This window comes from Flavobacterium glaciei, assembly GCF_003350545.1.
Classification (GTDB): domain Bacteria; phylum Bacteroidota; class Bacteroidia; order Flavobacteriales; family Flavobacteriaceae; genus Flavobacterium; species Flavobacterium glaciei.
Map to the genome: position 1 here is coordinate 1 of NZ_QQBA01000016.1, position 13,596 is coordinate 13,596.

Annotated in this window: 10 protein-coding genes; 3 read left to right on the forward strand and 7 right to left on the reverse strand. The window is 31.9% G+C overall.

What is annotated here, in order from left to right; genetic code table 11:
• Positions 1-227: 227 nt before the first annotated feature.
• The 4 genes from DFR66_RS12120 to DFR66_RS12135 all read right to left on the reverse strand — a co-directional run bounded on the left by DFR66_RS12120 (position 228) and on the right by DFR66_RS12135 (position 5,845).
• Entirely contained in the window at positions 228-1,697 is a 1,470-nt protein-coding gene (locus DFR66_RS12120; protein ID WP_114755101.1) for a lipopolysaccharide biosynthesis protein, read from the reverse strand.
• 47 nt (positions 1,698-1,744) lie between these two features.
• A complete protein-coding gene (locus DFR66_RS12125; RefSeq protein ID WP_114755102.1) occupies positions 1,745-3,028 on the reverse strand; it encodes a glycosyltransferase family 4 protein in 1,284 nt (427 codons plus the stop codon).
• A 69-nt stretch (positions 3,029-3,097) separates the two neighbouring features.
• Positions 3,098-5,515 (reverse strand): YfhO family protein, encoded by a 2,418-nt coding sequence (locus DFR66_RS12130; RefSeq protein WP_114755103.1) that lies wholly within the window; start codon positions 5,513-5,515, stop codon positions 3,098-3,100.
• 48 nt (positions 5,516-5,563) lie between these two features.
• Positions 5,564-5,845 carry a DUF4834 family protein gene (locus DFR66_RS12135; protein WP_114755104.1) on the reverse strand — a complete coding sequence of 94 codons (282 nt, stop codon included), beginning with the start codon at positions 5,843-5,845 and terminating at the stop codon, positions 5,564-5,566.
• Between the two features lie 124 nt (positions 5,846-5,969).
• Here DFR66_RS12135 and DFR66_RS12140 point away from each other — a divergent pair, with 124 nt between their 5' ends.
• Together DFR66_RS12140 and DFR66_RS12145 are read left to right on the forward strand one after the other, a co-directional pair.
• On the forward strand, positions 5,970-6,908 hold the full coding sequence (locus tag DFR66_RS12140; protein ID WP_167400511.1) for a transporter: 939 nt from the start codon (positions 5,970-5,972) through the stop codon (positions 6,906-6,908).
• A gap of 21 nt (positions 6,909-6,929) precedes the next feature.
• Positions 6,930-8,048 carry a GTP cyclohydrolase gene (locus tag DFR66_RS12145; protein WP_114755105.1) on the forward strand — a complete coding sequence of 373 codons (1,119 nt, stop codon included), beginning with the start codon at positions 6,930-6,932 and terminating at the stop codon, positions 8,046-8,048.
• A 32-nt stretch (positions 8,049-8,080) separates the two neighbouring features.
• Here the strand turns inward: DFR66_RS12145 and DFR66_RS12150 are convergent, their stop codons facing one another.
• Complete coding sequence (locus DFR66_RS12150) at positions 8,081-8,551, reverse strand: hypothetical protein (RefSeq protein WP_114755106.1); 471 nt, start codon at positions 8,549-8,551, stop codon at positions 8,081-8,083.
• 119 nt (positions 8,552-8,670) lie between these two features.
• Positions 8,671-9,933 (reverse strand): aminotransferase class I/II-fold pyridoxal phosphate-dependent enzyme, encoded by a 1,263-nt coding sequence (locus DFR66_RS12155; RefSeq protein ID WP_114755107.1) that lies wholly within the window; start codon positions 9,931-9,933, stop codon positions 8,671-8,673.
• 305 nt (positions 9,934-10,238) lie between these two features.
• On the opposite strand from DFR66_RS12155, the gene DFR66_RS12160 reads away from it, so the two are divergent.
• Positions 10,239-11,024 (forward strand): NYN domain-containing protein, encoded by a 786-nt coding sequence (locus DFR66_RS12160; protein ID WP_114755108.1) that lies wholly within the window; start codon positions 10,239-10,241, stop codon positions 11,022-11,024.
• Here the strand turns inward: DFR66_RS12160 and DFR66_RS12165 are convergent.
• Positions 11,021-13,390 carry a hybrid sensor histidine kinase/response regulator gene (locus tag DFR66_RS12165; protein ID WP_242008676.1) on the reverse strand — a complete coding sequence of 790 codons (2,370 nt, stop codon included), beginning with the start codon at positions 13,388-13,390 and terminating at the stop codon, positions 11,021-11,023. The two genes, DFR66_RS12160 and DFR66_RS12165, sit on opposite strands and share 4 nt — an antisense overlap.
• Positions 13,391-13,596 lie beyond the last annotated feature (206 nt).

Below are 13,596 nucleotides of genomic sequence, written 5' to 3' on the forward strand. Positions count from 1 at the left end.
TTGGTTTGTTTTGCAACTTCAAGATACTGAATTTCAGTATCTTGACCAATATCTTTCCCCGATTTTTTTCCTTAATTTAATTTCACCCAACGGGTTAATAATAATAATAATAATAATAATATAAAAAGGTTGAACACCATAATTTTATACTATTATGCTTAGTCCAATATAAACTTTAGGTATAAAATAATTTCAAAAAAAAAGTGTGCTGCTTTAATACTAAAAATTTACAATCTAATTTTCAGTTTTTTTAAAACTAAATCTAAAGCTTGATTAATTTCAATTGAAATAACAAATTTGTAGTTGATATAAACGTAAAGAAGAGTAACCAAAGCTGATTTTAACCCAATACTAATTATGGGACTAAATGGAAATTCCCAAAAATAAAAGGATAAAAATATTCCAAAAGTAATTGCAAGAGAGTACAACGTCTGATGTGTAAATGGGTACAAATGCATTCGTTTGACAACAAAAAGTAATTTAGCCAAACTGTACAAAGTTATCGATAAGAGCGTAGCGACTGCTGTTCCTGTTATGGCAAACCTTGGGATAAAAAACATGTTTAACCCAACTGTCAAAAAAACAAGTAATAGTCCTAAAAACAAAACCATTCGATAGTATTTTGAATTGAAAATAATAGCATTATTATTTCCTAAAATCAAATCAAAATATTTAGATATCCCAATCAAAAATACCACAAGAATTCCACCGCTATATTCTTTTGGGACCATGACATATAACTGATTGATATTAACAAAAATGCATAGCATTACAAAACCTCCAACAACTTGCAAATTAATAGAAGTCTTTTTATACAAATCATTTAATTCATCGTGTTTATTCTCATGCATCAATTTAGCAGTTATGGGATATGTGATCTGATGCATTGCACGACTAGGAACTGCAATAACGGAAGCAATATAAGTAGCAACTGAATAATAGGCTATATTTTCAATTTTAATATATTGATTCAGCATAATCTTATCAATATCTAACAACATAACGGCGACACTACCAGATAAAATAATGAAAAAAGTATACACTAAAACATCTTTCACATTTTGAGGTATGGAGAATTGGAAAACAGGTTTTTTTATATGGAAAGCATAAAGCATGGTAATAATACAAGCCAGAAAATAAATAATAGCAGTAACATAAATAAATTCTACAACAGAAATCCATTCGTAATAAACTCCAATCAAGGCAAATAAAGAAAATAATCTTAGGCCAACCTCTTTAACAAAATTTCCAAAAACTGAATGCATATGAACTCTTGCCCAAGCATAAAAAATCTCGAAATAAGCCATACTCAGCCCTATAAATGGAATAAGCCATAAATAATCCTTAACTACAGGATTCTCTTTACTCAAATACAACGAAATGGGTTCAAAAAAGAACAATCCAATCAATACTAAAGGAATGCACAACAATAAAGGAATTAATACTGTAAATGATAGAAAACGAGAACGTTCTTCCTCTGTTTTATATTGAGTATAAAACTTTACTAAAGTATTTTGCATCCCAAAGGCTAATAAAGGCATAATAATATTTGCCCATGAAAGTATGTAATTCGTTAGAGCATAAAATACAGTTCCTAAAAAAAATGGATATAAATAAAGTGTGTTGATTGCCCCAATTCCAAAACCCAAATAGGTAATTATCGTATTCTTTAAAGATTGATTTAATACTATTCCCATTTTAGGCGTTTAAAATTTTAGGTTAAAAGCAGGTAATACTTCTAATTTTATTGGATTAATTGTGATAATTCTTTCGTGAGATTTTTTCTAGAATAAAGTTGTAATCCAACTCCGTTAGCTTGTAATTTCCCCTCCAAAAATTGATTATAAAAGTCCAAAATTACACTTTTAAGTTTCATTTTCTCCGAATAATCAAAAAATACACCTGTATTAGTTTCCGTTATAATTTCAGCAAAATCAGAATCTTTGGGACCAATAGCAATAATTGGCCTGCCAGAAACCATATATTCGAATAATTTTCCTGGAATAATGCTTTTAGTGTCTTCAGAATTGATTTCGATAAGTAACAAAACTTGAGATTTTCGTTGGTGGGCGATTGCTTCTGCATGTGAAACATAACCCAAATTATTCAAAAAGGAATTTAGACCGAATTGAGAAATAGTTTCTAAAACTTCCTGACTAACCGCTCCGATAAGTTTTATTTCTAAATGCGTTTTAAAATCAGGAATTTCATGAATCAATTCTACTAAACTTTCCCATAAAACATGAGGATTTCTCTCAGAAAGAAAAGAACCAATATGTGCTAAGGTAAATTTAGTATCTAAAGTTTGTTTTTCAACTTGCTCCGTATCATAGCCATTGGTAATTACCGCAATTGGTTTATTTGTAATCGCTTGAAATTCTGTTTTAGTGGTTTTACTCGTCACAATAATAGTATCGGCTGTATTCAAAACCTGATGCTCTAATGCTTTATGTTTTTTTGCCGCAAAACTGGACAATCGCAAGGATTTATGATAGCCAATAGTCGTCCATGGATCGCGGAAATCAGCAAACCATTTTAAATCTAATTTTTGTTTTAATTCTAATCCAATCAAATGCAGACTATGTGGCGGTCCAGAAGTTATTATGGTATCGATATTATTTTCTGCAATGTATTTCTCCAGATAAGCAACCGACGGTTTAACCCAAAAAACGCGTGCATCCGGAATGAAAAGATTCCCACGAATCCAAAGAAAGGTTTTATCCAGAAAAGATTGCTTTTTCTGATTTGGGATAATTCCTGAACTGATTTTTTTAGTTTTGTTTTTTGAAAGAAAAGAAGCTAGTTGATACGGCTCAAAAATTTTCTGTTTCAAAATAATTGCCTTGTCAGAAACCTCTTTAACCAAGTTTTTATCAACAATAGGATACGTTGGATTCTCTGGAATATAAACAACGGGCTGAACGCCAAAATCTGGCAAATACTTTACAAACTTAAGCCAACGTTGCACACCTGGCCCGCCCGCCGGTGGCCAATAATAGGTAATTATTAAAATTTTCTTTGGTTCCAAGTTTAAGGTTTAAGGTTTAAGGTTACGAAACCTCAGAATTCAACATAATTATTCAATATTCAAAAAACTTTAAACTTTAAGCTTTAAACCCTTCTTCCTTTCAAAATAAATCCCTCCTACTAAGAGAATCAAAATTCCTATAGAACTAATTAACGTTATGGTACTTCCAGTTTTTACAACTTGTGGTTCAAACTTAAATTCTATTTTGTGTTTCCCTGCTGGAATTTGCAATCCTCTTAAAACATAATTAACTCTAATATGTTCTACACTTTTACCATCAATGTAGGCATTCCAACCTTTTCCATAATACATTTCAGAGAAAACGGCTAAACCTTCTTTTTGATTATTAGACAAATATTTTAAGTAATTAGGTTTATAATTTTCTAAAGTTATAGTCGCTGAACTGTCTTTGGCGAAAGCCGAATTTTTAATTTCAAAATCTTTACTATTTACAATTGCGACATTTTTAGAATCCAAACTATCCAATGCTTTCATCTCTTCATCCGGAGAATTTACTAATTTTACTTGGCTCACAAACCATGCATTTCCGTTAACATCCGGATTTGATACAGGGAATTCTTTTCCTTCTTTGTCTTTTTGGATAACATACTTTACATTAAGCATATTAAGAATCTCAATGTTGTTTTTTGATATCTGATAATCAATTAATTGCTGCATCCTTCTAGGTCTTACAGCGCTGTAACCTCCAATAGATTTATGAAAATATGAAGCTCTTGCACCCATGATATCGCCTACTTCAAAAACGCGATAATTAGTCGTGTCTTTTAGAATCTCAGTATCCGAAGGTGACTCTTGAAAAGGCACTTCAACTTGGCTTCCGCTCACAAAATCTTTCCCGGAAACATATTTTTTATCCACAAAAAACAAATCAGAAACCATTAATAGACCTACAATAATAATGGCAGTATTTTGGGCAAATCTATCTTTAATAAATAACCATAGAACTCCGGCTGTTAGCACTATAAAAAAGCCTGAGCGCAACAAATCTGCACTATATAAACTCATTCGATCTAACTTAAGCGCACTTACAAATTCAGGACCATAACTTTCTTGAAAATAAGCATCGTTTCCTCCTGAAAAGCTGAACATACTTTTGCTTAAAAATAAAATCAAAATAATTCCTAAACCTAAAATTGTGGTTTCATATAATACTTTCCATTGTAGTTTTTTGTCTAATTTAAAAAAAGACTGTAATCCCATAATAGCCAAAACTGGGATACAAAGCTCCAAAACAACTTGAATGGAAGATACCGCTCTGAACTTATCGTACAATGGAACATAATCAATAAAAAAGTCAGTCAAAATAGGAAAGTTTTTACCCCAAGAAAGAACTAACGCAACTATTGAACCGGATAGAAAAACGTATTTAATCTTTCTTTTATCTTTGAATAAAGCCATAACAGCCAAAAAGAATACCACAATTCCAATATAAGCAGGAGCTGCCACAATAGGTTGATCTCCCCAATATGTTGGCATTCCCGAAACAAAATCAGTTGCTTGATCTTCTGGAACTCCCTGACCAATCATGAATTCATACATGTTACTGTCTTTCCCTACTGCCTCATTATTAGAACCACCAAAAAGTCGGGGTGCAATAAGATTAAAACTTTCCATTACTCCATAACTATACTCCGTGATATAATCTTTAGGCATTGAAGAGGTGGTCTCGTTTTTGGAACCATTTGGATTAAATGTCAGTTCGCTTTTACCACGAATACTGAAATCCGCATATTCAGATGTTGCTAATAGATTTGTAGCATTAGCACCAATAGCTAAAATTCCAGCTGCAGCTAATATCCCAAAGGAATACAACAAGGATTTATATTCCTTCTCTTTTACTTGCTGATAAATAAAATACGCAACAAGAATCAATAAGAAAATCAATAAATAATACGTCATTTGAAAGTGATTCGCATTGATTTCTAATGCTGTCGCAAAAAGCGTAATCAAACCTCCCAGAATATATTTTTTTTGAAAAACCAGAATAAAACCGGCAATAACCAGCGGCATATATGCAATAGCATGCGCTTTAGCATTATGACCAACGCCGAGAATGATAATCAAATAGGTAGATAAACCGAAGGCCAATGCTCCAAAAAAGGCTTTCAAAGGATCAACTTTTAGCACCAGCATTAAACCATAAAATCCAAGGAAATATAAAAATAAATAATCCGCAGGACGGGGTAAAAATCGCAACGCATCATCTAAAGCACCAATATAATCGTGCGGATATTTTGCTCCCAATTGATAAGTTGGCATTCCACCAAATGCTGAGTTAGTCCAATAAGGCTCAATATCATCCGTTGCTCTAAAATCATTTTGCTCCTTAGCCATTCCAGTATATTGTACAATATCAGACTGGAAAATTTGTTTTCCTTGCAAAACAGGATAAAAATAAAGTAGAGAAATTACAACAAAACCAAGTATGGCAAGAGCGTGCGGATAGAACTTATTTATTATTTTCAATGTAAAATGGTTTGGATTAGAATAAAAACGGTGCTAAAAATGACAAATTTAATCTATTTCTTCGTAATCAACATAATCTCCCACTTTTTTGGTTTCGCGTGGATTTTTAGCATTTGCAGTATTGTATATTACTTCATCCTTAGTTTGTGTTTTTTTCCAAGAATTATCTTGTGCATACTGTTGCTGTTTCTGCATATTTTCTCCCGCTTTTTGAACAACTTTTTTGACTATTAATGGTAAAAAAAGTTTTGCTAAAAATCTAAAAATATAGTAGAAAGCAATCATATAAATTATTGCTTTTATAAAACCCATAAAGGAAGCTGTTTGCATATAAATGTAATTTTTTCCAAAAATAATAAATCAACCGTTCAAAATTAAAATATCTATCTTAAATAAATAATAAAATATAGTACATTTGAAAAGCGTTATTACTTTTTAACCCAATAAAAATAATATGTCCAAAATTAAAATCTTACTTATAGTAGCTATTGCAATGCTTCCAAGCATTCATTATGGTCAACATACTGATCAAATAAATTCTAACAGACCAGGAGAAACCATGTCGGCTTACGCAGTTGGAAAGTCAGTAATCCAAATAGAAACAGGCGTTTACGGCATAAAACAAAATCATAGCTTATTGAATTATGATGCCAATGGTTTTGGGATTGATGCCACCTTACGATGGGGATTATTTATGGAAAAACTGGAATTGATAGCCGATATTCAATATCAAAACGAGAAATACACCTCCTTATTTAGCACATCCAATCGTGCAGATTTTAAACAAACAGTTTTAGGAGCCAAATATTTAATTTACGATCCTTTTAAAAATTACGAAAAAAAAGTTAACATCTATAGCTGGAAAGCCAATCGTAGTTTTAACTGGCGTCAACTAGTACCTGCCGTTTCAGTTTTTGCGGGTGCTAATTTAACTATGGGAGATAATCCCTATTCTTTTTCTTCAGCATCTAGCATTTCTCCTAAGATTATGTTGATTACGCAAAACCATTTCGGTGACGGAAGTTGGGTTTTTGTAACCAATATAATAGGAGATTATGTAACGACTGATTTCCCAAGTTACGGCTATGTATTAACTTTAACTAAAGGAATTAGTGATAAATGGTCTGGCTTTATTGAGAATCAGGGTTTCAAAAGTGATTTTTATAGTGATGCTATTGTACGAGGAGGCGCTGCATTTTTGATAAATAAAGATATGCAAATAGACGCATCCGTAAGTACAAGTCTAAAAAACACACCATCTATATTCTACGGCGGGATAGGAGTATCTTGGCGTTATGATGCAAATTATGAAGAAGTAAGAGTTAATATCGACTCTGGCGGAGATTCCGGAAAAAAAGCAGAAAGAAGAGCAAAAAAGACAAAAAAAGGATAAACATAGAATTTCAAAAAAAGAATGATTACAATTCAAGAAGCCACTACTAAAAGTGAATTAACCGAATTCATCAAATTCCCTTTTTCTTTGTACAAAAACAATAAAAATTGGGTGCCACCATTGATTGCTGATGAATTAGAAACCTTTGACAAATCAAAAAATCCAGCTTTTGAAAAGGCAGAAGCTTATTTTTATATCGCAAAAAGAAACCATAAAATTGTTGGAAGGATCGTTGCAATTATTAATTGGAGTGAAGTGAATGAACAGCAAAAAAAGAAAGTCCGTTTTGGTTGGTTTGATGTAATTGATGATCTTGATGTTACCAAAGCACTTTTAGAAAAAGTCTACGAGTTAGGTCGAAAAAATAATCTAGAATATGTTGAGGGCCCTATGGGGTTTTCAAATCTGGATAAAGTGGGTGTGCTTACCGAAGGTTTTGACGAGCTGGGGACGATGATTACGTGGTACAATCATCCCTATTATGCTGCTCATTTCGAGAATTTGGGTTACATTAAAGAAAAAGAATACATTGAAAGTAAATTTCCTTTTTCCAATGTAAAACCAGAATTTTTTGAAAAGGCAAATGATTTGGTAAAAAGAAGATACCAGTTAAGCCCGCTTAATTTTAAATCAACTAAAGAAGTAATGCCGCATGTAGATAAAATGTTTGATTTGTTCAATAAATCGTATGCTTCGCTTTCTTCATTTGTAGCTATTTCTGATACTGAAAAAGAATTTTTTAAGAAAAAATATATCAACTTCATCAATCCTGAATATATCAAATTTGTGGAAGACAAAGACCATAACATAGTCGCTTTTAGCATTGTGATGCCATCTTTTTCAGAAGCAATACAAAAAGCAAAAGGTAAGTTATTCCCTTTTGGATTTCTTCATTTACTAAAAGCAAAAAAACAAAGTAAGGATGTACTTTTTTATTTAATTGGCGTACATCCTGATTATCAAAACAAAGCCGTAACCGCAATAATTTTCAAAGAATACTACGAAACTTTCAAAGAAAAAGGCATTATTAATTGCTTCAGAACGCCAGAATTAGCAGACAATGCAGCTAGTATTAACTTGTGGAAACATTTTAATACGGTCGTACATAAACGTCGATGTACCTTTAGAAAAGAATTATAAAAAAACGGCTCTATTTGAGCCGTTTTTTCTATTTAAATTTTACAAGCTACTTTTGTCAAAACAACATTCCCATCAAATTTCAATTGTTTTTTATCTTTAAAGGTCACTTTACCTTTGTCATCAGCAACTACATCTCCGTAACCTTCAACATACGTATTTCCTTGTTTCAAAAAAACAATTTGACGAACGGATGAAACTCCTTCTGACATAAAAGTATATTCTGCAAAAAGGGTGTCTTGTTTTATGACTCCCACTAAAGAGCCTTCGTTTTTATCTTTTTCAAAAAATTTATAACTCAAATTTCCCGAAACTACTTGACTACCTTTTAAATTCAAAGACATAGAGATAGTATCTTTTTTAATAATCGCACTATAGCATTCCTCTGAAACTAATTTTAAATCAATTTCATCTAATGAAACTGGAACTTTCTCCATTTCTTTTTCATTTTTACAAGAGACTAAAACACTTATAAAAATAGCACTTAATAAAATTACTTTTTTCAAAAAATTAAAATTTAGTTGATGTTACTATACACTTTGTTAGCAAAATTAATTTTAAAAAAATACCATCAACAAAAGTTGATGGTATTTAAAAAAACTTAAAATATTATATTTTTATAAAACTAAGCATCTAAATCAACAGTAGTACGTGCTGCAATTTCTTTGTACGTACCGTTTTCTAATTTCTCACGAATTGCTTCAAAAGCCGTTAGTGTTTCTTCTACATCTGATAATGTGTGAGACGTTGTAGGAATCATTCTCAACAAGATAATCCCTTTTGGAATCACAGGATAAATTACAATCGACAAGAAAATCCCGTAATTTTCTCTTAAATCGTTTACCATTATCATTGCTTCCGGTACACTTCCTTCTAGATATACTGGAGTTACACAAGTATTTGTGTCACCAATATTAAAATTACGCTCTCTCAATCCGTTTTGCAACGCATTTACATTTTCCCACAATTTATCTTTCAATTCTGGGTGATTACGCAACAACTCTAATCGTTTCAAAGAACCAATTGTTTGTATCATTGGCAATGCTTTCGCAAACATTTGAGAACGCAAATTGTATTTTAAATAATCAATAATATCTTTATCAGCTGCTATAAAAGCACCAATGTTAGCCATTGATTTAGCAAAAGTAGAGAAATATACATCAATACCATCTTGACAACCTTGCTCCTCACCTGCACCTGCACCTGTTTTTCCAAGTGTTCCAAAACCATGTGCATCATCTACCAACAAACGGAAATTATACTTTTCCTTCATGGCAACAATTTCCTTCAATTTTCCTTGTTGTCCGCGCATTCCAAAAACACCTTCTGTAATAAAAAGAATTCCTCCTCCTGTTACTTCAGCTAATTTTGTAGCACGTTCCAAGTTTTTTTCCATACTTGCAAGATCATTGTGACGGTATGTAAAACGTTTCCCCATGTGCAAACGAACGCCATCAATAATACAAGCATGTGCATCAACATCATACACAATTACGTCATTTTTTGTAACCAAAGCGTCAATTGTTGACATAATTCCTTGGTATCCAAAATTCAATAAATATGCCGATTCTTTCATTACAAAAGCTGCCAATTCATTCTCTAATTGCTCATGATATTTAGTGTGACCACTCATCATGCGCGCTCCCATTGGGTAAGCTGCGCCATATTGTGCTGCTGCTTCCGTATCTGCTTGACGCACTTCCGGGTGATTAGCAAGACCTAAATAGTCATTCAAACTCCAATTCAAAATATCTTTTCCACCAAACTGCATTCTTGGACCCAACTCACCTTCCAATTTAGGAAAAACAAAGTAACCTTCTGCTTGTGAAGCCCATTTTCCTAAAGGTCCTTTATTGTTTTGAATCCTTTCGAATAAATCTTTTACCATAATATGTCAAGTAATAATTTTAATTTTAAGAAGTTGCAAAAATAATTATTTAAATTTTATAAAGGTGTTGAAAGCGAAATTATTTTTTAGGGTTTGTTACCATGAATATCAGTAACTATTTAGCAACTCTAATTCTTTGATGTCCAGCTTTAGAATTTATCTTTTGTGTTGTTACGAAAATATTGTTTTGTTCTGCTCTATAGTAGTGTAAAAAACAGCTTTTCTATCAAAGTTAATCCACAAACTTCGAGGCGAATTCCTCAATAAACTTTGTATATTTGAATAAATATTTCAACATTAAATTTATGTCACAAAATACAAAAGAATTAAAATTAGCTGTTCTCATTGATGCTGACAATGTTCCTTATAGCAATGTTAAAGGAATGATGGAAGAAATTGCTAAATTTGGCACACCCACTACCAAACGTATTTATGCTGACTGGACTAAACCGAATGCCGGAGGATGGAAAAGTGTCTTATTAGAACATGCTATAACTCCTATTCAACAATACAGTTATACGGTTGGGAAAAATTCTTCTGATTCTGCGATGATTATTGATGCTATGGATTTATTGTATTCCGATAAAGTAGATGGATTTTGTATTGTATCCAGCGACTCTGATTTTACACGTTTAGCCATCCGATTGAGAGAATCCGGCATGAAAGTCATTGGAATTGGCGAACAAAAAACACCCAATTCGTTCATTGTAGCCTGCGACCGTTTCATTTACATCGAAGTTTTAGATGGTGCTATTAAGAAAAAAGCAAAAAAGCGTACCTCAGATACTAAAAAACCTGTTGGGAAACCAATTGAAAAACCCGTAGAAAAATCATTAAACAAAATAGATTCAGATACAATAGAGCTTATTGAAACCTCAATCGAAGACATCTGTGATGATGATGGTTGGGCATTTTTAGGAGATGTGGGAAACATGATTGTAAAGAGAAAACCGGAGTTTGACCCTAGAAATTATGGCTTTTCAAAACTAACTCCCATGCTTAAATCGCTCACTGATATACTCGAAATCGATGAAAGAGAATCGGACAAAAAAGGCATTAAACATGTTTATGTCCGCATGCGTTACAGTTAAACTAATTTTTTAACCGCCTCATATAAAGTTTCTTTCTTTATTGGTTTAGATAAATAATCATTCATTCCTATTTCCTTTACACGGTCTTTTGTGGTTTCCATCACATCGGCGGTAACTGCTATAATAGGAATATTACTGTTGTGTGGTCCCGCTTCGCCATTTCTAATCGCAACTGTTGCTTCATACCCATCCATGATTGGCATTTGTAGATCCATTAATACAATATCAAATTGATTTGTTTTAAATGCATCGAGTGCTTCTTGACCATTATTAGTATAAACCACTTTGGTATTCAACCATTTTTTTGCAATCATTTTTATAACCATTTGGTTGATAGGATTATCCTCTACCACTAAAATAGATTTCCCTGCTAAATCATCAATGACTGTTTTAGGTGAAGCTTCCAGCTTTCTCTTTTCTGTTGAAACGGCAAAATCAATAGTAACAACGCAGGTCGTCCCTTCGTTTATTTTACTATTCATTTGGATAGTTCCGTTTTGCATATCGACTAAAGTTTTAACGATATAAAGTCCTAAACCAAGTCCACCAAATTTTCGCTTATTATCAATATTATTTTGAGAAAAAGAGTCAAAAATACTTTCTATTTTATCTTTTGGAATACCAACACCGGAATCTGAAACAGTCAAAATCAATTTGACTTTGTTACCTTCTTTCAACTGGCAATCAACATGAAATTTCACAAATCCTTTGGTTGTAAATTTAATGGCATTATTCAATACATTATTCACAACCTGAACCAGACGATTCACATCCCCAATTACTAAATCAGGAAAAGTACCTGACTTTGAAAACTGAAATACTAATCCTTTATCCTCGGCCCTATTAATGGCGTTATTCTTTAAATTTTCAAAAACCTGAACGGGATCAAACTGGTTCCTTTCTAGTTTTAATTCTCCTTTTTCAATTTTAGAAAAATCTAAAATATCATTCACAGAGCTTAATAAACTATGAGAAGAGTACTTTATAATTTGGCAATTTTTTCTGATTTTATCATCATGAACTTCATTAGAAATAGAATCAATTAAATTCATAATTGCATTCAGTGGTGTTCGCAATTCATGACTAATGTTCGATAAAAAATAGGATTTTAAATCATTCATTTCTTCTGAACGCACTAAAGCAAGACGGGTTAATTCGTTTTTTTCGTTTTTAAGATTTCGTATTAAATTAGACATTGACAATGATAAAAAGACCATCTCAAGTGCAGTACCCAATTTAGAACTGTTTTGTGTAAAAAAAGTAATCGGTAATAACCCAAAATTGTATAAAATAAAAACACCAAAGCCCAAAATCAAAAACAAAATACCTATTGTAAAATATGGGTCTACTGGCTTCTTAGTAAAATATAAAAAACCAATCGAAAACACAATTAATGATAAAAAAATCAAAGTTAAAACGTTAACAAAAATGTAGGAGAAAAGCAAAATACTTGGCAAAAAAACAACCGATAATAAAAGAAAAACCAACAACACATAAGCAAACATAAAAAGTATATAAATGCTTTTACTATTCTCCTTAATTCGTAGGTAAAACTGACTGTATATACCTGTCATAAAAACTGCTACAATAGCAATCAAAATAATCGCATGTCTTGAAAACCAACCTCCATCAGACACAATGAATTTGTAAAAAAACCCATCTAATGAAAATTGTAATAAGCCCACAAAAATTACGTACAAACTATAAAATAAGAAAATTTTTTCCTTTAAAGCGAAAAAGAAGAAAAAATAAATTATTGCAACAATCAAAAGCATTCCATAAAGAATTCCAAAAAATAGATTTTCCTTAGATATCATAGAAATGTAACTGTCTGTTGAATAAATAAGCATCGGAATTTTAAGAACTTCTCCGTCACTTTTTAAATGCAAATACAAATCAAACTGCGCTTTTGGTGGCAGTATTAATTCAAAAATTGATTTCCTGCTTGGAAAATCACGTGTTTCATAGGGCAAGGCATCACCGCTAATTTTTTTGGTAATTTTACCCGTCAAACGATCTATGATAAACAGCTCTACAACATCAGTCATAGGTCGAGCTGTTTCTAGATAATAAAGTAGTTCCTTGTTTGTTGCGTTTACCAAACCAGTTTTGGCCCAAAAATGATTTTGCGAAAAACCTAAATCATCATTTTCTGAACGTAAAGGAGTAGGCTTATAACTGCCAAAACTATCAACAACTTGATTTATAGTTAAATTTTGGTCTTGTACATCGATTATAGAAACAAACTCGTGCAATGAGAATTTGTTTAAAGAATCATCATTTTTGACTACAAACTGTGCCTGCACATTGAGAAAAAACAAGAGAAAAGCAGTCAAACTCAAAAAAGAAAAATTATTTTCTGTCATTTTCTTAATCATTCTATAATAATTTCAAAATTATTTTATTTAAACTTACGTATGTATCTAACTTTTGGTTTTGTTTAGTTATAAAGTTAGTAATTAAAGAAATACAAAAGCACCGCATGATAAAAATTTTACAAAAGCAAAATTTAAGAAATCAAATTTATACCTAGTTATTACCCATCACGAAAACACTCAAAAGCGATTTTCCT